The organism is Paenibacillus sp. EB106-05-06-XG162 (genome assembly GCF_058791655.1).
In genome coordinates this window covers 1-24,895 of the sequence record NZ_JBYTDT010000016.1, presented here as the reverse complement: position 1 = coordinate 24,895, position 24,895 = coordinate 1, and the positions used below count along the sequence as shown (strand labels likewise).

Sequence of the window (24,895 nt, the reverse complement as noted above, 5' to 3'; positions counted from 1 at the left end):
ATGAAAATACTTCGTGATCAAAAGATGATTTTTTGAATATCCTCTGGAAGGGAGAAATACGATGGGACGACCTAGAGTGGCGATTGTTACACCGGGCTCCTTTCCGATTCCTTCGGCGCGAGGCAGCTCGGTGGAACGGGTGGTAGAGCAAGTCGTTCCGCTGGCGCAGCATCGGCTCCATTGTTATATTTTTGGCCGTACTGCGAAGCATCTTCCTAGTTATGGGACGATTCATGGCGTACCTTGTTATCGGATTCCATACGGAAGTGGAGCACGCTACATCCAAGCGGTGATCAGGCATCTGCTCCTCCTTAGACCAGACATCATTCAGGTTGAGAATCGACCCAGATATGTCCTGGCGATCAAGAAGCGTATGCGGCATGCGCGTATATTTCTCTATTTGCATTCGATGACCTTTATTTCGAGGGCCGTCATACCGGATCGAACCTTACGCCGCGCACTGCAGTGTGCGGATCGGATTATGGTGAACAGCATGTTCCTGAAGGAGCGCCTTATTAGTCGGTTTCGTGATATGGAAGCGAAAATTGTCGTGAATCATCTTGGGGTCAATCCAGAGCAGTTCCAGCGTCATAAGAGTGAACTCGGGTATAGGGACGTGACCAATGACTGGAAGATTCGTCAAGGGTTATCGGGACGGCGAATCATATTATTCGCAGGAAGATTGAATCCCCAGAAGGGGGTGCATCATCTGCTGGAAGCGATGCGGTACATCGCGTTGATAGAGCCTTCAGCCGTGCTGGTCATTGTGGGCAGCGCCTTCTATGGTTCAAGACGACGGACCGCTTATGTTCGTAAATTAGAGCGGATGGCACGGCGAATCCCGCACCATGTGCGGTTTATACCGTATGTCCCTTATGATGAGATAGCACGCTGGTTCAGCATTTCTGATGTTGTCGTTGTCCCTTCCGTACGGGATGAAGCATTCGGGCTTGTCAATGTGGAGGCCATGGCTGCAGGGGTGCCTGTCGTTGCTGCGAGGACAGGCGGAATCCGTGAGATTGTGCAGCATCATATAACAGGATTCCTCGTAGACACGCAGCAGCTCACGAAGGAACTCGTCCCGTATATCCTCTATATTCTGCGAGACGCTTCGCTTCAACATCGGTTGGGTCAGGCAGGTGCGGAGCGGGTGCAGAAGTATTTCACATGGCAGCATACAGCGGATCGCTGGGCCAGCCTTATCGAACAACGTGCCAGTGTTTGATTGAGTTCTTATAGCAGATTTATCAAGCGTACACCGAAGGAAATTCGTTCGGTGTTTTTCTTTTTTCAGGGCTTAGGCGAGTGACAGGGTCCTAGTCGAGTGCATATGATGCAAATGACGATCTATGCAGGAAGGAGAGGGCTCATGAAAAAACCGAAAAGATCGGCGAGATCGACGAAATCGAAAAAGCCGCTTTATTATGTCGATAACCCGAACTCTCGCGAACTAAATTGGCTCGGAACTGCGAACAAAACGCAGGCGGCCGTCGATCCCCAAGAAGAAAAGGATGTATCGATTAATGCGATGACTCCACTTCCGACTCGGCCTGAAACAAATTCGAAATCCGATGACACTGAAATATTGATCCCATTGGAAGATGTCCTTAGCCAAGTGATAGAAGAAGCTCAAGTGCAGCTGCAATCCGAGCCAGAAGTCAAATTACAAGAACGGAAGCTTGCGATGAGCTTGAAGTCTGAGATTTCGAAAGACACGGAATCCAGGCCCGCGCCACTAGAGCAGCGACCGGAATCATCCGAATCCGATAATTCGGCATCGTCTGCATCACGGACGAAGCTGGAAGCAAGAAGAGCATCTGCGATGAAGCCGCCATCTGAAGTTGCGGCGGAAGCAGACAGCGCCACGCAACCCCCGTCCACAAGAGGGAACAAGACCGCAAGCGAATCCGTTGAAGAACGACGCGCAGCCGTCAGAGCGCGATCCAAATCGAAGTCAGAGCCTCAAGCGGAAGTGACACCGCCAGAAGCCCTACCTGAACCTCCAAAGGTTGAGGTGGTTAAGAGCGAAGCAGTCCAAGAAGTGAAGGTCGAGGTACAGCAAGTGCCAGAAGCCTTTGAACAACATGAATACGATGAAGCGAACAGCCTCTCGCGGATCTTCTCTCCGTTCGGGCGCAATAAAGGGGTCGTCTATACCGACGATCTTGTCGACGGTGCCGTTACGAATGAGAAGCTCGCACCTTATTCGATTGACGGATCGAAGATCAAGAAGGAGAGCATTGGCGCTGACGCGCTGAAGGATTATGCCATTCAGAGCATTAAGATTGCAGACGGAGCCATTAGCGCCGCCAAAATTGCTCCAGAATCGGTATCCGGTGAACACCTCATCCGTCAATCCATCACCAGTGGTAAAATCCGCGATCGTTCCATCACGGGTGAGAAGCTTAAAGACGGAAGCATTACATCTGAGAAACTCGCCGACAAGACCATCGATTCGAATAAAATCGCAGAAGGTTCTATTCAGACGAAACACTTGGCTTCGCTTATCGTATCCAGCGATCTTATTCAGAACCAATCGATTACCTCCGAGAAAATCCGCAGCGGTGCGGTACAAACCGAGAACCTCGCGAATGACGTTATCGATACTTCGAAGCTTAGCGATGGTGCGGTGACATCAGATAAGTTGCAGGATGAATCCGTAACGGAGAGCAAAATCTTCCCGGGCAGTGTCGTTGGCGTCCACCTGAAGGAAGGCGCTGTAACGAAACGCCATATCGCGAAGAAGTCGATCCAACGTGATCATATCGAGGACGCTCAGATTGATTCCCATCATATCTTGCCTGCCGCGATTCATTCGGTGCATTTGAAGCCGAATTCGATCTCGTCGGTGTTACTCGACTCGCAGGCTGTAGGCACACCGCATCTCCAAGATGACGCGATTAAGCAGCAGCATATCGGTGTATCTGAAATTCAGACATGGCATTTTGCGGATCAGAGTATTACATCGCCGAAGCTTGCAGATCAAGCGGTATCCACCGTCAAACTCGTAGACCATGCGGTGACGACTTCCAAAATTGCGGATCAGAGCATCATTCCGCAGAAGTTAGCCGATGAAGCCATTCAATCCCGTCACCTCGCTAAGAACACTGTGGTCGCCGATAAAATTGCTCCGCTTGCCATCGGTTCAGGCCATTTGAAATCAGAGTCCGTAGGACCGGAGCATATTCAAGATCAAGCGATCATGGAGATTCATCTGAACAGAAGCGCCGTGACATCCGATAAGATTAACAATCGTGCGGTTCAATCGGAGCACATCGAACTTGCAGGCATTCATACCGAACATTTGGCAAATGAAACCATTACGAGCGATAAATTAGCGAAGAATAGTGTCCTAACCGAAGCCATCGTCGATGGTTCCGTGACGGAAGCGAAGCTGGCTTCCCAAAGTGTCACTTCCGATGTTCTGGCCGATGACGCGGTTCAGGCCTTCCATATCGCAGAGAAGTCCGTCACATCACAGGCGATTGCACAAGAAGCTGTTCAATCGTTCCACATTCAGGCTGGTTCGATTGGCAGTGAGCATCTCCAGATGTTCTCCGTCGGTCAACCGATGCTGAAGAACGAGGCGGTATCTGCGGAGAAAATCGCATCCAATGCGATCCGTGACCGACATATCGGACCGGGTACGGTATTCTCCCACCATCTGGCAGATCATGCCGTGACATCGCTCAAAATTTCTCCAGAGAGTGTCTCCACAGATAAATTAAATGACATGGCTGTTACAACACCAAAGTTGGCAGATCAGAGTGTCAACTCTTCTAAAATTGGATACGAAGCTGTTATGACATCACATCTATCCGCTGGTGCTGTAACTTCGCCGATTATTGCAGAACAGGCGATTAGCTCCGAGCATCTACAGGATCAGATTGTCGGGACAGAGCATCTTCAATTCGATGCGGTTGGCACGGAACAGTTGCAGGACGGATCCATTACTTCAGAGAAGCTTACGAAGCAGAGTATTACCAGTGACAAGATGGCCATCGGTTCTGTCGATGGGCCGCATATTCGCAATCAAGCCATTCACAGCAGTCATCTAATGCAAGAAACGATCCAGTCCCAACATTTAAGAGATGAGAGCGTATCGACAGCGAAGCTCGCGGACGGCAGTGTGACGAGTGATAAGCTCGCCATCGAGAGCATTACGGAAGATCATTTGGCGTCAAGCTCCGTGGGGCAAGACAAAATTCAGCCTGGAGCCATTACTTCTTTGCATATCCAAGATGAGTCGGTTCAGGATCAGCACCTCGAGGATCATGCTGTGGGAGAACGTCATATTCAGCAGGATGCCATCCGTACGGATATGCTGCAGAATCAGTCCGTCACGAGTGAGAAGATTAGCTCGGGAGCGATTGAAGGCCGCCATGTTGGACTTGAAGTGATCTCCAGCAAGCATCTGAGAGTCGAGTCCGTTCAAGGATATCATCTGAAGAAAGGGATCATCACGACGGCGCATCTCGCCCAAGATGTATTGAATTCGGATTGGATGCCGGAAGAAAGCATTGTCGGCGGCAAAATCAAGCCGGGTGTCATCGAATCGTATCATCTTGCAGATCTCTCCGTGGCAGGTAAGAAGCTGCAATCCAGCTCGATTACATCGGATAAAATATCGCAAGCTGCCATTCAATCGCAGCATGTGCAGCCGGGAAGCATCCTCTCGGAACATCTGCAGCCTCGCTCGATTCAGTCATCGCATATTCAATATGGCGTCATTCAGCCAGAGCATCTGGCAGAAGGATCAATATTCGCCGAGCATATTAAGCAAGAAGCGATCCAAGAAGGACATCTGCAGACGGGCTCGGTAGGCTCCGCGCAACTTCAAGCTGGAAGTATCGTGGAATCTAAACTCGCACAAGGCGCAGTATCAGCCTCCAAAATCGCACCGGAGTCTATTCAGACCGAGCACTTGGCTGTGGGATCAATCCAGGCAGAACACTTGAATCCACTAAGCGTGGGTAACAGCCATTTGCAGCCGGGCATTATTGACTCCAACCATTTGAAGCCGAATATTATTCAGACAGAGCACTTACAAGAAGGGGTTATTCTTCCACATCATTTGCGTGAGCAGACCATTTCGGAACTGCACATTCAGAACAATGCCATTCATACCGGGATGCTGCAGGATCAAAGCGTCACGCGGAATAAACTGAATGACCGCGTCGTATCCGGTGATAAGCTGGCGCTCAAGTCGGTGACGGCTGATCATATGGCAGAGGATTCGATTCTATCCGAGCATATTAGTGCGGGAGCCGTAGAAGGCGTTCATATAGGAGCGATGGAGATAGGGTCCGATCACCTGCTGCCGCGCAGTATCTCTGATGTGCATCTGCAAGAAGGGAGTATTCAAGAAGCACATCTGCAATCTGGAATTATCGGAAGCAGCCATTTGAAGGAGAGTATTGTAGAAGCCCGACATTTACAGGATAGCTCTGTAACGCGCGATAAGCTCAGTTATCGATCTGTTGGACGGGAGCATCTGGTACTGAAGTCGGTGACCTCCACCCATTTAGCCGCAGAAGCCGTAGGTCAAGAGCATGTGCAGCCGGGTAGTATTGGGACGGAGCATTTGCAAGATGGGATCATTCAGAGCAAACATTTGCAGGAAGGCATCGTACAAGAGGAGCATTTGCAAGAGAAAGCTGTTAGCGGGAGTCACCTGCAGGATGGATCCGTTACCCGCGAGAAGCTTGGCGAGGCATCCATAGGACGTGAACAGCTCGCACCGCGTTCTGTAACTTCATCGCATTTGGCCCAGAGCTCCGTCGCATCGGAACATCTTCAACCGCACATCGTCTCCAGTACTCATCTTCTCGAGAACGTCGTTCAGAGCCATCATTTGCAGTCATCGAGCATCACCCACGATCATTTACAGGATAGTATCGTTCACACGAAGAATTTGCAGGAAGGCGCCGTGACGCGTGATAAGCTGAGTGAGGGTGCTGTAGGACGGGAACATCTCGTCGATAAATCGGTAACCTCTGTTCATTTGGCGTCAGGATCTGTAGGCATGGAGCATGTGCAGCCGAATAGTATAACGACGACTCACCTGCAGAAGAAAATTGTGCAGAGTACTCATTTGCAGCAAGGGATCATTAGCAGTGAACATGTGCAGGAAGGGGCTATTCATACAAGGCATCTGCAAGACGGTTCCATTATGCGCGAGCAGCTCAGTCCGCAGTCAGTAGGCAGAGAACAGATTGAAGAGAACGCGATTCAGAGCTCGCATTTAGCAGCAGGAGCGGTGGATTCCAATCACTTGCAACCTTCTAGCATTAACGATGTTCATTTACAGCTCGAAATTATTCAAGGGCCGCATCTACAGAAACGAATTATCGATAATAGTCATTTGCAGGAAGAGATCATTCAGAATCGGAATATTGAGGATGGGACGATTACACGCCATAAATTGAGCAGAGATTCGGTGGGACGCGACCAACTGATGCATGACACGGTAACCTCAGCTCACCTCTCCATGGAAGTGATCGGTTCGGAGCATCTGCAACCGCAAATCATTACAGCCGCGCATTTGAATGACAGCATTATTGGAAGCGCGCATTTGCAGCAGGGCATTATTCGAAATGAGCATCTGCAAGCGGGTGTCGTGCATTCGAATCAACTGAAGGATGGCGCAGTTACGCGAGATAAATTAAGTGACGGATCTGTTGGCCGGGAGCAGTTGATTCAAAAATCTGTGAATTCCTCGCATCTCGCTTACGATGCCGTAAGATCAGAGAACATCACGAGCGGAGCGATTTCGAGCGATCATCTGCAAGCAGGCAGCATCTCGACACTGCATTTGCAGCAGAATGCTGTCGCCAGTGATCAACTGCAAGAAAATAGTGTTCAAGGAAGACACGTACAGGATGGGGCTATTACTCGGAGTAAAATCGGGCGAGGTGCCGTCAGCAGTGAGCAGCTCGCGGAGCATGCGGTTAGCGATTCGCATATTGCTCGCGAAGCGATTCAATCACAACACATTGCAGATGGTGCCATTACGTCACGTCATCTGCAGTCGGATACGATTCAGAGCACCCATTTAACGAATGGACTGATCGGTAAAGAACATTTGCAGGATGCTAGTGTTCAATCGCGTCATATTCAGGATGGTGCGATTACTCGTTACAAGTTAAGTGAGGGAGCCGTAGGACGGGAGCATCTACTGGATCAATCCGTGACTTCGGAACATTTAATGAGCGACGCGGTCACATCCGAGCATATTGCATCTGCATCCGTAACGACAGAACATTTGCGTAAAGGCATAATAACAAGCGATCATTTGCAGGAAGCCAGCGTGCAGACACGGAACATCCAGGATCGTGCCATCACGCGAGATAAATTAAGTGCAGGTGCAGTTGGCCGAGAGCAGCTCGCGAACCAATCTGTAGACACAGCCCATATTGCTTACGAATCTGTGAAATCCGAACACATTGCAACGGGTTCGGTCACGATGGAGCATTTGGAGCCAGGGCTGCTGCAGCGTGTAAATCTAGGTAATGAATCCATTGGACGCGAACATTTGCAAGCAGGCAGTGTACAGACGGAGAGTCTGGCCGATGAGATCGTTACACGGGAGAAATTAGCGAGAGATGCTGTTGGCAGCGATCAGCTCGGTGTTGGCGTGATCACATCCAAGCATTTGGCGACGGAAATAGTCAATACGACGCATCTTGCTCATGAGTCCGTTACATCGGATCATATCCAAGCGAATTCGATCAGCAGTGAACACCTGCAAGATGGAATTATCGGCAGTGAGCATTTACGTGTAGGCATCGTAGGTTCGGAGTATTTGCAGTCTAAATCCGTGTCAGAGGACCACTTGCTTGAAGACAGTGTAGGAACGCAGCATTTGCAAGCAGGTAGTGTTCATGACGTGAACATTATGGATGGAGCGGTTACGCGGGAGAAGTTAGCGGCAAATGCAGTGGGTCGGGAGCAACTTGCATCCGAATCCGTAACAGAGGCGCATCTCTCGGTGGAAGCTGTTCATGCAGAGCACCTTGCGCAAGGAGCCGTGACTGCGGATCATCTGCAAGCTGGTGCTGTTGGAATCCACCACCTGCAGGAAGATGTGATTGGCAAAGAACATCTGCAATCCGACAGCGTAACCGATGAGCATTTGAACAATAACAGTGTAGGATCCCGTCACTTGAAGGCAGATAGTATCCAGAGCCATCATATCCAGAAAGGCAGCATTTTATGGGATCATCTGCATGCAGGTATCGTGCATACGAAGCTGTTGGCAGACGGTGTTGTCACACAGGAAAAATTAGGGATGGGTGTCGTCGGCAGCGATCAGCTCGAAGAACAGTCAGTGAACTCGGTACACCTCGCGACGGAAGCCGTCAATACCGAACACATTGCGATCACATCCATTACATCGGATCATCTGCAGGATGGAATTATCGGCAGTGTGCATCTCCAAGAGAAGATCATTGGAAGCGAGCATATGCAGCAGGGCAGCGTGAAGGGTGAACATCTCAGCGAAGAAAGTGTCGGATCACAGCAGTTGCAAGCTGGAAGTGTTCAAGGACAACATATCCAATCAGGAAGTATTTCATTCGAGCATTTAGAGCTGGGTATCGTGCAGACAGAGAATCTGATAGACGGTGCAGTTACGAGAGAGAAAATCGCGTTTCATGCCGTTGGCAGTGAACAACTCGAACCACAATCCATCAGCTCAGCACATTTAGCGAAGGAATCGGTGGGTACTGAACAACTTGCTGTGGCTTCCATTGCGTCAAATCATCTGCAAGACCATAGTATTAGCAGTGTGCATCTTCAAGCAAATTCCGTTGGCAGTGAGCATTTACAGCAAGGGATCATAAAGAGTGAACATCTCGGTGAGGAAAGTGTCGGATCACAGCAGATTCAGCCAGGAAGTATTCAAGGTCATCATCTCCAAGCGAACTGCATCTCATCGGAACACTTGCAGGCGGGCAGTATACGAGCTGAACATCTCACGCCATCGTCGGTTACTTCAGTTCATTTGCAAGAGGGCATGATCAGCAGTATGCATCTGCGGGAAGGTATCATCGGCAGCGAACAGCTGAAGCAAGGAATCGTTAGTAGGGAGCATCTCCAAGACGGTGCAGTGACGCGCGAGAAGATCGCTATAAATGCTGTCGGCAGTGAACATCTTGGCGTCGAATCCGTAAGGGGTAACCACTTGGCGAAGGAATCCATTCAAGGGGAGCATCTGGCCCTAGCCTCTGTCACATCGAGTCATCTGCAAGCCGGTGTCATCGGAAGCCTGCATTTGCAAGAAGGTATTGTCGGCACAGCACATTTGCAAATAGGCGCAATTGGCAGTGAATCTCTGCAAGAAGGCATCATTAGCAGTATGCATCTACAAGCTGGTAGCGTGACCGAAGCACATCTTGGCGAAGGCTGCGTCGGCGCAAGGCAGCTTCAGACGGGAAGTATCAAGGGCGATCATTTGGAAGCAGGCAGTATTGCATCGGATCATCTGCATGAGGGTGCTGTAACGCGAGATAAGCTTGCTCTTGAGGTTATTGGCGGTGAGCAACTGGCTAAGCAATCCATTGGCGTGGAGCATTTGCAAATCGAGACACTGGATTGTATCCAAGCGATGTCTCGCTCCATGACGATAGAGTTACCAGAAAACAGTGTAACCAGTGAGGTTCTGGCCGATGAGTCTGTGACTTCGAATAAAATAGCGCCTCTTGCAGTTACCTCTGCCCATGTGACCCCAGGATCGATTCTTACAGCGCATATCGGTGGTCAGCAGATTGAAGCGGGGCATTTGCAGGAGCAGGTGATTCAATCCCATCATCTGGTTGAAGGAATTATTCAAGGTCAGCATATTGGACCGGATGAAGTGACGACGGATCATATTCGGGCTCAATCGATCGTATCACGCCATATTCAGCCGTCATCGATTCTTTCCTGGCATGTTCAGACAGATAGTATTGGTACGGATAAGCTGCAGAATCAATCCGTTACCCCAGAGAAGCTATCCTTCCAGCCTGTTCAGACCGTCGCTTCGAATGGAGCCACATTGCAGCAATTTGGAATGACACCGTTCACCTTTAATCTGCATGACGAGAAGATTGAAGTTACAATTCCATTCCAAGAAACATTCGGCAATTCGAACTATGTGGTTGTCGCAATGACGAATCAATCGACATGCTATACCTCGCTCAAATCCAAGAATGAGAAGTATGCGGTTGTTGAGGTCGTGCGCACAAGATTCACACCGGAACCGAACGCGGTCATCTCGTGGATCGCTATGGGAACCAAAGGTTAATGAGCTTCAACCATTAGGCAATACGTCGAGCCTCAGTGCCATTATGCGTAACAGGTCAATAAAGGAACAAAGAGGATCGCGCTCCAAAGCATAAAGCTTGGGGTGGCGATCCTCTTTGCGTGTGAAGCAGTACAGAAGCCGTCGCACAAAGGAATGTACAACATAAAATGTCTGGTATATAGGGTTATAGAAAGGCATGCCACGCATGAGGGAGTGGACTTTTCTTGGATCTGGAGGTGAATCGTCATTGATTGCAAACAACCGAAAAAGGGCTCGGAAACCAAGACGCAGCGTACGATCCTATCCGCATGCCTCACCTTATCTTTCCGTCATCATCCCGGCCATGAATGAACGGCGTACGATCGCGAGAGTGATTCGAGAGGCGAAGCGAATCCACCCGAATACGGAAGTCATCGTCGTCGTGAATGGTTCAACGGACGGAACCAAGAAGATTGTTGCCCGGCAAAGGGTGACATTGCTCTCTTACGAAGAACCATTGGGCCATGATGTGGGACGCAGTATTGGAGCGGACGCGGCAAGAGGGAAAGTGCTGTTATTTATCGACGGAGATATGGTTATTCCTTATAAGCAATTAAGGCCCTTTGTTCAAGCCATTGCTAGCGGAACGGATGTTGCGCTCAATGACTACTCAGGACCGACACATAAACGAACTGTGCATGGCGTCATATTAGCCAAGCATGTGTTGAACATCATGCTCTCAAGACCAGATCTTCGCGGGACTTCCATGACAGCTGTTCCGCATGCATTAAGCCGGCGAGCGCTGGATATCATCCAGTCGCCGAATTTATCCATTCCCCCTTTAGCGCATGCGATGGCTGTCCAACGTGGATTGCGTGTGCAAGCCGTACATCATGTGAATGTTGGTAAGCTTAATCCGAGTCGTGTTCGCAATCGAAATGGTGATCCGCTAGAGAATCTCATTATTGGCGATCATTTGGAGACGATGGACTGGCTAAGTCATGAGCTTGGTGTTCGCGGGGGATTCACGGATTTGACGCGGAATCGTGAGATCGTGAGGTGAGCAGATGAGACAACGAAAGAATTTGCCTACTGCCAAACGGCAGCTTACTGTAAGATCCAAGCCACGTCTGGCTAGACGATCACGACCGCGATCACGATCACAAGTAAGATTACGATCTGCCGCTGAGCTATCCCCACGCTATCCGATTCATACGGGGACCGTCTTCCCACCGCTTCAGCAGACGGTGTCGGCCATTCTGTCCGTGCAGAATGAAGAAGATTCCATTGGCGAAGTTCTGAATGAACTGAAGAAGCTGCAAGTTCATGAGATTATCGTTATCTTGAATGGGTGTACGGACCGTAGCTATGACATTGCTATGCAGCATGAAAAGGTGAAAATTGTTCATTATGCAGATCCGATCGGACATGATGTTGGGCGGGCGATCGGTGCCAAGCTCTCGACCTCGGATATTCTATTGTTCGTGGATGGGGATATTCCTATATCTGCAAATGCGTTAATGTCTTTTATCTATGCTGTGCATCGAGGAATCGATGTCGCACTGAATGATATTAGTCCATTCATACCCACATTTGATCGTCGGGATGATTTGACCCGCTGCAAAGAATTTCTGAATCGAAGCTTAGGTCGCAGTGATCTGACGGTGAATTCCATGACAGCGGTCCCGCATGCGTTATCCCGCAGAGCGATCGAAATCATTGGATATGACAACTTGATGGTCCCGCCAAAAGCGCAAGCGATCGCGATCTTGAGGGGACTTAAGATTGAGCTTGTTGGGAGTGTAAATGTGATCGAACGTAATAAGGTGCGTAAGAGTAATGTAGGCCATGTGAATCCTGTCGCACAAATGATTATCGGCGATCACCTCGAAGCGATTCGTCAAGCGATGAACTTGACCGGGAATCGATTATCGTTGCCCGATCATTCGCGGAAACGCATTGCGGCGAGTAGGAACGGGATATGAGACCGAGAGGCGTGGATCGACTTGGAGGTTTCTGCTTGCTTCAAGGAGCAGCCGAATGAAGCGTTACAGCAGGTATTCAAGCGTAACCACCGCTTATTTATGGATAAATGGAGTGTGGATCCTCACATTTATATCTAGATGGGGCCTCTACAGGAAAGGGAGGATTTGCGTGAAAGGGATAATATTAGCCGGCGGGACAGGAACCAGACTTTATCCGCTGACGAAGATGATGAATAAGCATCTGCTGCCAGTCGGTAGATTCCCAATGATTTGTTACGGGATTGACCGCTTAAGGAAGGCGGGAATCAAAGATATTCTGCTCATCATCGGTAAAGCTTCCGCAGGACTTTATCTGAATTTTCTAGGGAGCGGTAAAGAATGGGGCGTGAATATCTCATACAAAATTCAAGAGAATGCTGGTGGAATTGCTCAGGCACTAAGTCTTGCCCAGGGCTTTATCTCGCCGCAAGAGAAATTTGTCGTCCTGCTCGGAGACAACTTATTCCATGATGATCTGACGCCTTATGTTGATGCCTACAGGGATCAACCGCCAGGTTCTGCACGTGTGCTGCTCAAGCAGGTGAGTGACCCCAAACGATATGGTGTGCCCATATTCGATCCGAATAATCCGGATCTGATCGTTCGGATACAAGAAAAGCCGAAGAAGCCGCCATCTAACTATTGCGTCACGGGGATTTATATGTATGATTCTTTTGTCTTTGAAGCCATTGACCAGATTCTGCCTTCAGCGCGCGGTGAACTCGAAATAACGGATGTCAATAACATTTATGCGGAATTAGGTCGATTGCAATTTGGTGTTCTTCGCGGATGGTGGACGGATGCGGGTACATTCGAATCTTTACAGGAAGCGGGTCGCAAGCTGCGAGGACTTCATCCTTAAGAACGATGGATTATTTTCATGACTTGCGAGAAAGTGGGGTGCTGAAATGCTCCTTCTGCCGAGAAAAAGACGTAAGAACAAAACAGCGCATCGTAAATCGGTGATCAGGAAACCGAGGAAAAGCAGTAAAAAGCGACCCACTTCACGTAAATCAAGAATGAAATCCAGACTGCGAGGTCCGGATGTATCGTATCGTTCGTCTGCGAACCATGTTCGAAGAAAGCTGGGAAGGTATAAGGAAGAGCTGGAAGAGAAAGTGCTGGTACCTGGTACTGAACTTGACGATCAAAGAGACCAGTCCATTCCTGATGATCAAGCTTGGAGGAACGACGCCTACGATCAAGCTTGGAGGAACACCTACGATCAAGGTTGGCGTAGCGCCTACGATCAAGGTTGGCGTAGCGCCTACGATCAAGGTTTTGATACGGGGTTCTACGAAGGCGGGGAGGGTATCCTAACACAGATGATTCCGCCTTTTACGGTACTGCCGAATGTTGAATTGCGAGAAGTTCTGCAGGCGGGGCTCAGCCAAATGCAACACTTCCTGCATCCTCTCGTCGATCCGTTTACGCTATACCGCGAGATGAAGGAAGCAATGGACTCGGGGAAGCCGATGTCCATCGTTCGATTAGGGGATGGTGAGATGTTGACGCTGTCTCATGACTTGATTATTCCTGCAGATCAAGCGCGACAGAGTGGCCCTTTTTTAGCTTATGCAGGCGTTAGTCTACCTGATCCTACAGCGCGGCAATTGCTAGCCGATTCAATTAGACGTGCCACCATCGTAGGCATTCCCGTCTCTCGTATGCGCAGCTTCCAAGGAATGCTATTCCCGGCACTTCGAGCGCATGGCATCGATTATCGAGGCTTACGTATGACCATATCGACAATCAACTATTTGTTCTATCAATTGGGGTACTTAACGTTATTGCTCGAAGGAAGACGTGTGCTGATTGTCGGGAATGAAGCCCATGCGCTGGGGGATGTACTTGCATCCCGTGGTGTACGTATCGTCGGAATCGTCACGCCGGTTCAAGGGATTCACGATGTGGATCGTGTAGTGTGCGAAATCGCTGCACATGCTTTTGATATTGCACTTGTCGCAGCAGGTATTCCAGCTGTCATCATTTCGGAGCGGGTTGCAACAGAGCTGGGTCGTGTCGCCATTGATTTCGGGCATCTCGCTAACAAGCTTGTGAAGGGTGAACCTATCTAGACGAAGGATAAAGGAGGTTCTGGGGGATGCTTCGCACGAAATCGAGAAAAAAGAGATCACTGAATATGTATCCGTTAGGCTATAAGAATGGATTCCTTGAAGGTCGTCATACTGGTCAAGCGGAGTTCAACCATCATCTCGAGATGACGAGTATCATCATTCCGACGTATAACAAGGTTGATCTGCTGCGTCAATGTATTGAGAGTATCATGTGGTACACGGATGCGCCGTATGAGATCATTGTCATCGATAATGGTTCTACCGATGGAACGCGAAAATATTTGCATTCCTTGGGTAGAGCCATTCGCCGTTATATCGATTCCCAGAACCGAGGGTTCGCAGGTGCCGTGAACATTGGACTGATGATGGCCAAGGGCACGTCCATCGTCATCCTCAACAACGATATTCTTGTGACAACCCACTGGCTGTCCAATCTGCTCCGCTGCTTGTATAGCAGCGAGCAGATTGCGCTCGTCGGGCCTGTTACGAATTATATTAGCGGGGACCAATGTATTGAGGTTCCTTATCGCCGCGTGGAAGATATGCAGACTTTTGCAAGATATTACAATAGGTTAGATCCACAGAAGTGGCAGAAGACGCATCGACTTGTCGGGTTCTGCTACCTGTTCCGGAGAAGTTTATTGGAACAGACGGGTTATTTTGATGAAGGATACGAGGTTGGGAATTTCGAAGACGACGACTTTGTGATTCGGGTCCGTCTACAGAAGAAGGATTTGATGATCGCTCGGGATACGTTCATTCATCATTATGGAAGCCAGAGTATGAGAGAGCTTGGAGAACAATTTCAGGTGGTCAATCGTCGGAATGAACAGTTTTTTATCCAGAAGTGGGGAAATCCTTATGAGCTTATTGATTATTTGAATCAGACAATCTCCGAGTTAAGGAGGACCGTTCCCAGTACGATGAAAGACTTCTATCCCACGCATATGATCGTAAAGGGATTAAGTCCTACGTTGTATTGGATTGAGAATGGAATGAGGCATCCGCTTCTTGCAGCAGATCATCACAGTCTCGCATTCACTTCGTTGTCACAGGTGGATATCCGATCCTATCCGCCCGGTAACGCAATTGAATTAGGAGAAGTATTATCGCGATGGCATCGGACTGCTGTCTCCCTACAAGAGGAGAATGCACGGATTCATAACATAGGCGTGGTCGTGAAAGATGGAGCAGGGACGCTGTACCAATTGAACGAAATGGAGCGAAGACGGGTCTTGAATACGAATTCGGCCATGCGCTGGCATTTGCAGGAGCGTGCGCATACGGTATGGACCCAAGAGGAACTTGGTCTATATCCCGAAGGACTTCCGATTATTGCTCCACCCTTGTTTCGCAATCCCCAATTATAGCCTTGGAACTGGGCGAATGCTCAGTAGCACGGTACACCTGTCAGCATATGCTGTAAAAGGGTAGTGCTAAGGGCTCTCTTTTTCGAATGATTAACGTTTGAGAGGGGGGTTCCTATGCAGAACAGAAGTGAGGGTTGTGTATGAGAGAACAAGCATATCTGAATATGATGGACGCAGCTGCCAAGATCCAATGGAATGTCGCTATGATTCTAGAGGCGAAAGCTGTTGAAGCAGAAAAAGTGCGTAATTGGGCGCTGAATCATTTGTCGGAGCAAACCTTCACGAGTCATACGGAACTACTTAAGGAGTCTCTCGGCATTCATGATTCACTCGTGGATGTCCTCGATGGATTAACCAAGCTAGAGAACGGACTTGCGCATAATTTAAAGGTTGTACTGAACCGGGAGGCCGATGGTGGTATGGGCGGTTTCGGTGAAGGCGGTGGGTTTGGTGATCAGTTCGGAACGAGAGACACTGATGATGGATCTTCATCGCAGGGAATGGGCAGCAAAGGTTAAGTTGATTCATGCGATAGCGAGAAGTCAAGGTGCGTTATCGCGTATCCCCTCGATTCGGTTGCGGACGTCGCGACACACGACTCGCCGAACAAAGAGCTAGCGAAGAAGCTGGTTGGGAATTTCAAGTGTTAACGAGATATCAGAATGCATTGTGTCGTATGGCGACAGGAAAATCGTTCATTCGGCGCTATAAAAAGGGAACTCCTACAAAGCCGTGGAAAGCTGCAGTCTTCGCCAAAGTACCGAATGTAACCCGAGGAGTACAGGAGGATAACAGAAATGTTAACAAAAGTAAAAACCAAAAAAACTGGCCTGAAACGCAAGGTCAAAGTGCTACGCAAAGTCAGAAAAGTAAGCCGCCAATTGGTAAAAAAACGTAGAGTGGTTAAAGGAAAAAAACGTGTACTTAAACGCGGACTCCGCAAAATTGTGCGTAAAAAACGCCAAAAGACTTCGAAGCCTCTTGTGATGCATCAAGGCCAGCATTCAAAGGAATTTAACCAAGAATTTGATCAAGCGTATAATGAAGGATTTAATGCCGGATTTGCGCAAGGTTTCGAGGATGGTCATAAAATCTCCTATAGCAACAATTAATTATAATCTTACTCTTCTATAGAGAGGTATCTCCCGTATGACGAGGTACCTCTCTTTCTGCTGCCTCCCGAAATGCGAATACGAGTCTTTGAGAGGAAACTGCTTCCATGTGGCGGCGAAGGGGAGCGTCCTGTAAGGCGTTGGGACGATAATCCCTCTAGATCATGATTAAATCTAAAGATCTTCCCGTGAGGTACTCCACGGTCTAAAAAAGTTGTGTGCATGGCTCTCTCCCTTGGACACATCCAAACCAATGACTGGATTCATGACATTACTCCTGTAGTATTTTCACCGGCAACCCCTAACCTTCTTGTCTTCCACACTTCTCGAAGAATGCTAAATTTTATTTGTTATTTCCTATTGAGCCTGGAGTTACTCCATAGTTTATAATAACCAAGATGGAACTTGGGCTTAAAGGAGTTGTGGATCAGCGAGCTACTTATAAGAAGGGAATGATATTCTTGAAAAAAGTAATCGGTTCTATTCGAGGGGCCTTCCGCTTCAGCAGCACTGGACTGACCTCAGGTCAGAAATGGCGGCTTGCTCTCCCCGGACCTGTCCTATCGGTTGGGGGCGTTCTGATCCACAATGTGTTTATTAAATACTATACCGATATGATTGGCCTAAGTCCGAAGTATATTGGCTGGGTGTACATAATTTATAATATCTGGAATGCCATTAACGATCCGATGATAGGCGTATGGATCGATAAAATGAGACACCGACCGAAGCGTGGAAAATATGTCTACATTATGCGCGTGACGGTGCCGTTTATGATCATATCCTCCTTTCTCATGATGCTATCCAGTCCGACTTGGGATCAGTGGCTCATTTTCCTGATCTATACAGTAGAATTGTTTATCTACGATACAGCGGCAACGGCCTATAGTGTGGCCTATCAATCTTATACGTTGATCGCAGCACCTACCAAAGAAGAGCGTATTGATGTCAACATAATACAAAACTACATCTCTCAAGGTATGTCGTTTCTTATCACCATGATTCCGACTCTGCTGTTGGTTGGTGATGGAAAGCGTGAGGTAATCATCCCGGTCTTTAGCGCGGTAATTTTGGTGGAAACGATATTCTTCACTCTGGCTTTACGAGGATTGCGGGATGATGCGAAAATGTATGAAACCCTCAACAACCAACATATCCAATCGAAAGCTGTTTTGAGCGAATCCTGGCAAATCATAAGATCTCGTTCTTTCCTCACTTATGTTCTCTACTCAGTCATCACTGTCGGCCCGATTAGTTTTTACTTCACACCATACCTTTACTATATGGATGATGTGTTAAAAACAGGAGGTTTCGTAGCTACGGTTGTAGATGCGAGCACTCATGTAATCGCTCTCATTTTTCTACCGGTCATGGGAAATTTCATCAAAAAATATGGTACGAAAATAAGTATCTATTGGGGCACAATCACTGCAGTTCTCGGTTACGGTGGAATATTTTTCGCCAACAATATCTGGACTGCGGCGGCTTCCTACATCTTGATTGTTTTCACAGTGAACTACATCAGAACTGCGGTTTCGCCGATGGGCTCACTGATCATTGATGAGAACGAGCGTACTACAGGAGTGAGGAAAACGGGACTATTCAACGGTCTGATCTCGTTATTTACGGTTGCCTTTTCCAGTGTACAGACGGTAATCTTCATCAATGTAATCGGCGCATATGGTTATGACGGTCTTGCGGCAACTCAGTCTGAATCCGCAGTATTCGGAATTCGATTGGCCACGGGTTTGGTTCCACTTATGGCTGTAATTATCGGCCTGATACCAATAGCTTTCTATCCATTCGACAAAAAGAAAGAGGAAGAAATCTCGGCATTCAGTAATCATGCCAGAAGGGGAGGAGCGGCATAGGTGAAACGACTATGTTAAAACTTAAATTTACGATTGGTGAGGTATCTAATATCCTGAATATTCCGATTGATACTCTGCGTTACTATGACAAGATCGGACTAATATCTTCGCATCGGGACGTGAATAAGTACCGTTATTATTATCTTGAACAGTTAGATTCCCTAATCACAATAAGAATGCTTAGAGCAATGGATGTTCCTATTGAGCGAATTCAAGCACTTCTCACAGATGACAGTCTAAATGATATGCGAGAGTTGCTCGTTAATAAGCAGAGGGATATCGACCGGCAGTTGACCTATTTGAAGCACCTGTCTCATAAGCTTGATTTTCTGAAAGATAAGTTTCAACGATTCGAAGAAAGAGATGTTATTGAGTTAGTACAAAGTAATCCAAGCTGGGTGTTTCTTACGGATTCTATTATGGAAAGTGCAGACAAGAAGCTTGGGAGTAAAGTGCAACAGCAGATACGTAAAATCAGTACCGATCAGGAGTGGCTCGATTTCTGCCATATTATATCCATCGTATCGATGGAGAACCTTCTTGTGGGCAATTACCATAGTTATTTGAATAACGGGATTTTGTCCACCTTCCCGATGGATGAAGCTGCGGGTGTATTCCTGAAATTAGAGCCAAGCTTTTGCGCAAGAAAATGCGTGGTCATTAACAAGGACTGTTATACCGATTTAGACGATCATTACGAGCAAATGAAAGAATTCATCCTTAAGCGTGGCTTAAAGATTGCTGGAAATTCTCTTGAGATCAATCTATTTAATCAGTACAACAATCACTACATTGAAATTTATATTCCTGTAAATGAAATTGAGGAAGGGGAAGAGAGATGAAGAAGCTTACAACGGATGGGCAACGAATTGTAAATGAAGATGGAGCACAGGTAATTTTAAATGGCGTGAACTTGGTCTGCAAGGATAAAGCCAAAGGGTATGTGGACCCTTGTGGTGAGGAGTTGTTTAAATGGTTTCATGAACAGGGGTTTAATGTCGTCCGATTGGGTTTGATTTGGGATGGCGTGGAGCCAGAACCTGGTGTCTATGACAACGAATATCTAGGCAAAATCAAACAACAAATCCTCTGGGCGGAGCAAAATGATATCTACGTTTTTCTTGATATGCATCAGGATTTGTATAGTTTGCTTTATGGCGATGGAGCTCCTGAATGGGCGACCCTCTCGGATGGCCTCCCTCATGTAGTTGGCCAAATTTGGAGCGACGCTTATTTGGAAAGTCCGGCAGTGAACCGAGCGTTAGATCATTTTTGGGATAACACTCCCGCTAGTGATGGTATAGGTTTGCAGGATCATTATGCAGCGATGTGGAAACATGCAGCAGCGTTTTTTGCCGACTGTACCAATATCATTGGCTACGATATGATGAACGAGCCCTATCCTGGTTCAAGCGGACAAGAGGTATTTGGTGCAATTATCGCAGCCTATGCAACGACTGTCATGGGAATGACTGAAGTCAACATGGAACAACTCTCCGCACTCTGGTTTGATGAGGAGAAAAAACAAGAGGTACTTGTTGGCATGGCGGACATGGATATCTATCGAGTGTTGGTCGACAGCGCGAAGGAGGCTTCACAGGTATTTGAACGTGAAGTTCTCGCGCCCTTTTTCAACAAAACGGCGGCAGCGATTCGTTCGGTTGACACGGACGGCTTCTTGATGCTAGAAACAAGCTATTTTGCTAATATGGCAGTGGAGTCTAGTTTGGAATTAGTACACAACGATGAAGGAGCGGTTGTTCATCATCAGGTCTACGCTCCCCATGGTTATGATCTGGTAGTCGATACTGAGCATTATGAGATATATAATCAGGATCGGGTTGATTTGATATATTCTACTCATCGCAAGGTACAGGAACGTTTGAACATTCCTACCTTGATCGGGGAGTGGGGAGCATTTACCAACCATCCTGCGACCCTCGAACTATCCAAAGCGCTGATTGCCATCTTTGAACAGTACCTTTGGAGTAATACCTATTGGTGCTGGTGCGATGGATTCAAGGAATCCCCTTACTCAATAGCATTAAACCGCGCTTATCCACAAGAAACAGGGGGCGTGCTTATCGGATATCACTATGACTATGATACGGACATAATAAATGTGGATTACGTACCGACCGGTGGTGAGACTTTGATCTACCATCCCCACGCTGCATTGCTCTCCAAGGAAGATGTAGTTATTTCTGGAGCGAATGCTCATGCATGTGAGATCGAACTTCGTCCTTTTCCTAGTTCAGAGGGAGGGATCGTTTCAATTATTGCCCCGCAAGATGACATTGGGATAACAGTTACCGTAGGGGAACATCAATAGAGCAATTATATTCCAATAGAGCAATAAAAACAGCAGCAGCCTAGGACTTTAATTCCAGGGCTGCTGCTGTTGCTGCGTCTTCGTCATACATGATTGTTTTGGGTCAAGAACATGGAACCGATGTTTGAACTCTTGCATCATTATTACGCAAGCAGATACGCCCAATTGACTGCGAATTTCCACCTTAGCCACAGAAAATTAACTGGAATTATTCCCCACATTTGATTACGATTAGAACATACCGACTACTCGGTATGTTTTGAAAGGGATGTGAGTATTCTTGAGTAGAAGAGCATACGATGCTGAGCAAACAAGAGCGAATATTATCATGACAGCACGAGAGTTATTTGCGAATAAAGGGTATATCGCAACATCGATTGATGATATTTGCTCTGCGACAGGGTACAGCAAGGGAAGCTTGTATTACCATTTTAAGAGTAAGGAGGATCTCTTCATCCAATTGGCTGAAGGAGCGTTCCAACATTCCTGGGAGGCTTGGGATGCACGGTCGGCAACTTATGAGACGTCGATCGATAAACTTTATGCTTACGCCGATTACTTCGTAGACACGCTCGAAAAGCCCCTGAATAAAGCAGGGGAAGATTTTATGGCCAAGGTCGGTATGGAATCAGAAGTTGGACAGAAGTTCTTGTCGATCATTATGGAGTACGTTGCTAGATTTGAGACATTGGTGGCAGAAGGTGTGGCACGCGAAGAATTCAAGCATGAGAATCCTAAAGAGCTGGCATTCATCCTCATGAGCTATTATTCAGGGCTCAGTGACAGTCATCACTTGATGGACAAGGCGGTTATGAAGCAATTGTACCGAAAGGCAACACGGCTGATACTCGAAGGCATTGTAAATCCAAATCATGAGGTGAAGTGATGATGGGGAAATACGTATTCGTCGGAGAACAAGAAGAAGCAAGTGTGAAATTCAGTATTGTCATTCCTGCGCATAACGAGGAAAAATATATTGGACGCTGCCTAGAATCGATCGCCGAAGCGGCGGTACCTTATTTAGGTCAGGTCGAAGTGATTGTTGTGCTGAATCGTTGTCAGGATGGTACTGAGCAGATTGCAAGAGATTACAACTGTGTGATTGTCGAGAATGATATGAAAAATCTATCGCAAATTCGCAACGCAGGAGCGAATAAGGCTCGGGGTGACATCCTTGTGACGATAGATGGGGATAGCCGGGTGACAACGAATATGTTATCGGAGATTGATCGTCATCTTCAGATAGGATCGTATATTGGCGGGGGGGTTAGCGGCAAATTCGAGCGTGTTTCGCTAGGGATAATCGTATCGACGATGATGTTGATTATTCCCTTGTTATTCAAATATGGTGCTATCTCTGTCGGCATCTTCTGGTGTTATAAGAAAGATTTCGATGCGATTGGCGGATTTAATGATCAGATGTTGATGTCAGAGGATGCTGATTTTGCTTTGCGGTTAAAAAAATGGGGGAAACAAAACGGTAAGAAGTTCGGCACGATCAAAAAAGCGCAGATGATCACCTCTTGCCGTAAATTCGATCAAGGTGGCGATTGGATTCTAGTGAGACGTCCGCAATTGATCATGGCGTATCTGAAAGGGACAGATCGTAAATATGCTGATGAAGCATATTATGAGGATCAAATCCGATAGAATCAAGTATCCCTAATACTAAATGCCTCCCATCAATTGTTTGTCTGTAAAATCCGAGCACATATTAATAAAATAACTCTAAAACGAGGCTGCCGACATGGATCGGCAGCCTCGTTGCGCTAACGGGAGCATTCCTACAATAAGGAATGAAATGACCGAAATTTGACTACTTAATAAAATTGAAGCCCAACAAACCCGAGATGTGGATTGTCGGGCTTTCTTCTTGGTTCAGGCTTAAATCGTTGTGAAATATCAAGAATAGGCTGCTCGTATTATGGCAATATAATAAAAACAAAAAGGAGAGATTCCCTTGAGAAGAACGATAGCGGATTCCATTGTGGAATCCCTTCTGAACGCCGGCGTGAAGCGAATTTACGGCATTATCGGCGATTCGCTCAATGCCTTGCTCGATGCGATCCGTCGTTCCGGAAAAATAGAATGGATCCATGTCCGCCACGAAGAGGTTGCAGCGTTCGCGGCGGGCGCGGATGCCACCCTCAGCGGAGGAATCGCCGTATGTGCAGGTAGCAGCGGACCAGGTAATTTGCATCTCATTAACGGATTGTACGATTGCCATCGAAACCGGGTGCCAGTACTTGCGATTGCCGCTCATATTCCGAGCAGTGAAATCGGCAGCGGCTTTTTTCAAGAGACCCGTCCGGACATGTTGTTTCAGGAATGCAGCTTCTTTTGTGAAGTCGTAACCGGACCGAAACAAATGCCTCGAGCAGTTACGATGGCGATGCAAACCGCGACGGCAAGGTCTGGTGTGTCTGTCTTAGTTCTTCCGGGTGATGTAGCCGCTTTCGAATACGACGAAAGCCCCGTTCCGGAACGCGTCATCCATTCCACCCGGCCGAATGTCTGCCCTTCTACAGATGAATTGAAGACGCTTGCCGACTACTTAAACAAAGGCAAGAGGATCACCTTGCTGTGCGGTGCCGGCTGCGCGGGAGCTCATGCTTCGCTCATGAAACTGTGCGAGAAGCTGCAATCCCCGATGGTCATCGCGCTGCGAGGAAAAGAATATCTGGAATACGACAACCCGTATTCCGTCGGATTAACCGGCCTCATTGGATATTCTTCCGGCTACCACGCCATGATGGAATGCGATGTCTTACTCATGCTGGGTACCGATTTTCCATACCGGCAATTTTATCCGCAAGAAGCGGCCATCCTTCAGGTTGATTTGGATTCCTCCCGACTAGGCCGGCGAACGACGCTCACATACGGGGTGTGTGGAGACGTTAAGACGACGGTCGAAATGCTGTTACCCCTGTTAAAGGAACCGCACTCCCCTGATCATCTGCAGCACTTTGCCGCACATTATGCCAAAGTCCGCGAGGAGCTGGACAATCTTGCAGATCCCGGCCGAGCGCCTATTCATCCGCAATTCCTCATGAAGGTAATCAGCGATCTCGCAGATGAGGATGCCGTTTTGACTTGCGATGTTGGGACGCCGACTGTGTGGGCTGCCCGATACTTGAGCATGAATGGAAAAAGAAGACTTATTGGCTCGTTTAACCACGGGACAATGGCGAACGCCATGCCTCAGGCGATTGGGGCGCAGGTTGCACAGCCGGGACGCCAGGTCATATCGCTGTCGGGGGACGGGGGACTCACCATGCTGCTCGGAGATCTATTGACCCTTCGTCAGCATAAGCTCCCGATCAAGATCGTTGTCTTTAATAATGGTGCGCTTGGATTCGTGGAATTGGAAATGAAAGCAGCCGGCTTTTTAGAATTCGGAACGGAACTCGACAATCCAAACTTTGCGGTACTGGCTCAAGCTATGGGAATCGAAGGAATCCGGGTCGAGGATCCGATTGACTTGGAAAGCGCCGTTCGCCGAGCGTTCGAACACAGCGGTCCGGTAGTGCTGGACGTCGTCGTCAATCGTCAGGAGCTGGCTATGCCGCCGAAGATCAACTTCGAGCAGGCACGCGGATTTACGATGTGGATGCTGAAAGCTGTTTTGAACGGGCAAGGCAATGAAATCATCGAACTGGCGAAAACCAATCTCCTTCGGTAATAAATAGGAGTACTTTGAAGTGGTGTCAGAAGTCAGAAATATTCCACTGCCTTGGTCGTAAGCGTAAAATAGCCCCCATCTGATTTGAAGTGCACCCCTTAGAATAGACATTGGAATAAACCCCTGGTTTATCCGATGAAATTCTAGGGGGTGCATTTTTTA

Annotated in this window: 15 protein-coding genes; all 15 read left to right on the top strand. The window is 47.9% G+C overall.

Translation table 11 applies throughout. From position 1 onward, the window contains the following. Positions 1 to 61 precede the first annotated feature (61 nt). Positions 62 to 1,225 carry a glycosyltransferase family 4 protein gene (locus tag AC3WU2_RS24790; protein ID WP_492457663.1) on the top strand — a complete coding sequence of 388 codons (1,164 nt, stop codon included), beginning with the start codon at positions 62 to 64 and terminating at the stop codon, positions 1,223 to 1,225. A 144-nt stretch (positions 1,226 to 1,369) separates the two neighbouring features. Beyond that, positions 1,370 to 10,285 carry a WIAG-tail domain gene (locus AC3WU2_RS24785; RefSeq protein ID WP_492457662.1) on the top strand — a complete coding sequence of 2,972 codons (8,916 nt, stop codon included), beginning with the start codon at positions 1,370 to 1,372 and terminating at the stop codon, positions 10,283 to 10,285. Between the two features lie 247 nt (positions 10,286 to 10,532). Further along, positions 10,533 to 11,327, top strand: a complete 795-nt coding sequence (locus AC3WU2_RS24780) for a glycosyltransferase family 2 protein (protein ID WP_492457661.1) — start codon at positions 10,533 to 10,535, stop codon at positions 11,325 to 11,327. A 4-nt stretch (positions 11,328 to 11,331) separates the two neighbouring features. Next, complete coding sequence (locus AC3WU2_RS24775) at positions 11,332 to 12,249, top strand: glycosyltransferase family 2 protein (protein WP_492457660.1); 918 nt, start codon at positions 11,332 to 11,334, stop codon at positions 12,247 to 12,249. Positions 12,250 to 12,418: 169 nt separating this feature from the next. Next, on the top strand, positions 12,419 to 13,150 hold the full coding sequence (locus tag AC3WU2_RS24770; protein ID WP_492457659.1) for a sugar phosphate nucleotidyltransferase: 732 nt from the start codon (positions 12,419 to 12,421) through the stop codon (positions 13,148 to 13,150). Positions 13,151 to 13,307: 157 nt separating this feature from the next. Next, positions 13,308 to 14,366 (top strand): GT-D fold domain-containing glycosyltransferase, encoded by a 1,059-nt coding sequence (locus AC3WU2_RS24765; RefSeq protein ID WP_492457658.1) that lies wholly within the window; start codon positions 13,308 to 13,310, stop codon positions 14,364 to 14,366. 26 nt (positions 14,367 to 14,392) lie between these two features. Next, positions 14,393 to 15,736: a glycosyltransferase family 2 protein gene (locus tag AC3WU2_RS24760; RefSeq protein WP_492457657.1), complete on the top strand. Its 1,344-nt coding sequence runs from the start codon at positions 14,393 to 14,395 to the stop codon at positions 15,734 to 15,736. Positions 15,737 to 15,876: 140 nt separating this feature from the next. After that, positions 15,877 to 16,254 carry an alpha-helical endospore appendage domain-containing protein gene (locus AC3WU2_RS24755; RefSeq protein ID WP_492457656.1) on the top strand — a complete coding sequence of 126 codons (378 nt, stop codon included), beginning with the start codon at positions 15,877 to 15,879 and terminating at the stop codon, positions 16,252 to 16,254. 279 nt (positions 16,255 to 16,533) lie between these two features. After that, entirely contained in the window at positions 16,534 to 16,848 is a 315-nt protein-coding gene (locus AC3WU2_RS24750) for a hypothetical protein (RefSeq protein ID WP_492457655.1), read from the top strand. Between the two features lie 452 nt (positions 16,849 to 17,300). Next, positions 17,301 to 18,719, top strand: coding sequence for an MFS transporter (locus AC3WU2_RS24745; RefSeq protein WP_492457759.1), 1,419 nt, complete (start codon positions 17,301 to 17,303; stop codon positions 18,717 to 18,719). Positions 18,720 to 18,730: 11 nt separating this feature from the next. After that, entirely contained in the window at positions 18,731 to 19,561 is an 831-nt protein-coding gene (locus AC3WU2_RS24740; RefSeq protein WP_492457654.1) for a MerR family DNA-binding transcriptional regulator, read from the top strand. Next, positions 19,558 to 21,051: a cellulase family glycosylhydrolase gene (locus tag AC3WU2_RS24735; RefSeq protein WP_492457653.1), complete on the top strand. Its 1,494-nt coding sequence runs from the start codon at positions 19,558 to 19,560 to the stop codon at positions 21,049 to 21,051. The genes AC3WU2_RS24740 and AC3WU2_RS24735 overlap by 4 nt, the downstream gene beginning before the upstream one ends. A 280-nt stretch (positions 21,052 to 21,331) precedes the next feature. Next, the gene (locus AC3WU2_RS24730; RefSeq protein WP_492457652.1) at positions 21,332 to 21,937 is read left to right on the top strand and encodes a TetR/AcrR family transcriptional regulator; all 606 of its coding nucleotides are present in this window, start codon (positions 21,332 to 21,334) and stop codon (positions 21,935 to 21,937) included. Next, positions 21,937 to 22,701, top strand: coding sequence for a glycosyltransferase (locus AC3WU2_RS24725; protein WP_492457651.1), 765 nt, complete (start codon positions 21,937 to 21,939; stop codon positions 22,699 to 22,701). Before AC3WU2_RS24730 ends, AC3WU2_RS24725 begins: the two co-directional genes overlap by 1 nt. A gap of 310 nt (positions 22,702 to 23,011) precedes the next feature. Further along, positions 23,012 to 24,733, top strand: coding sequence for a ubiquinone-dependent pyruvate dehydrogenase (gene poxB, locus AC3WU2_RS24720; protein ID WP_492457650.1), 1,722 nt, complete (start codon positions 23,012 to 23,014; stop codon positions 24,731 to 24,733). The last annotated feature ends 162 nt before the right edge of the window (positions 24,734 to 24,895 follow it).

Excerpts from the sequence above, each read along its gene's own strand:
- AC3WU2_RS24790 (WP_492457663.1), top strand. The coding sequence starts at position 62 with ATGGGACGACCTAGAGTGGCGATTGTTACACCGGGCTCCTTTCCGATT.
- AC3WU2_RS24785 (WP_492457662.1), top strand. The coding sequence starts at position 1,370 with ATGAAAAAACCGAAAAGATCGGCGAGATCGACGAAATCGAAAAAGCCG.
- AC3WU2_RS24775 (WP_492457660.1), top strand. The coding sequence starts at position 11,332 with ATGAGACAACGAAAGAATTTGCCTACTGCCAAACGGCAGCTTACTGTA.
- AC3WU2_RS24765 (WP_492457658.1), top strand. The coding sequence starts at position 13,308 with ATGAAATCCAGACTGCGAGGTCCGGATGTATCGTATCGTTCGTCTGCG.
- AC3WU2_RS24760 (WP_492457657.1), top strand. The coding sequence starts at position 14,393 with ATGCTTCGCACGAAATCGAGAAAAAAGAGATCACTGAATATGTATCCG.
- AC3WU2_RS24755 (WP_492457656.1), top strand. The coding sequence starts at position 15,877 with ATGAGAGAACAAGCATATCTGAATATGATGGACGCAGCTGCCAAGATC.
- AC3WU2_RS24750 (WP_492457655.1), top strand. The coding sequence starts at position 16,534 with ATGTTAACAAAAGTAAAAACCAAAAAAACTGGCCTGAAACGCAAGGTC.
- AC3WU2_RS24745 (WP_492457759.1), top strand. The coding sequence starts at position 17,301 with ATGATATTCTTGAAAAAAGTAATCGGTTCTATTCGAGGGGCCTTCCGC.
- AC3WU2_RS24740 (WP_492457654.1), top strand. The coding sequence starts at position 18,731 with ATGTTAAAACTTAAATTTACGATTGGTGAGGTATCTAATATCCTGAAT.
- AC3WU2_RS24735 (WP_492457653.1), top strand. The coding sequence starts at position 19,558 with ATGAAGAAGCTTACAACGGATGGGCAACGAATTGTAAATGAAGATGGA.
- AC3WU2_RS24725 (WP_492457651.1), top strand. The coding sequence starts at position 21,937 with ATGATGGGGAAATACGTATTCGTCGGAGAACAAGAAGAAGCAAGTGTG.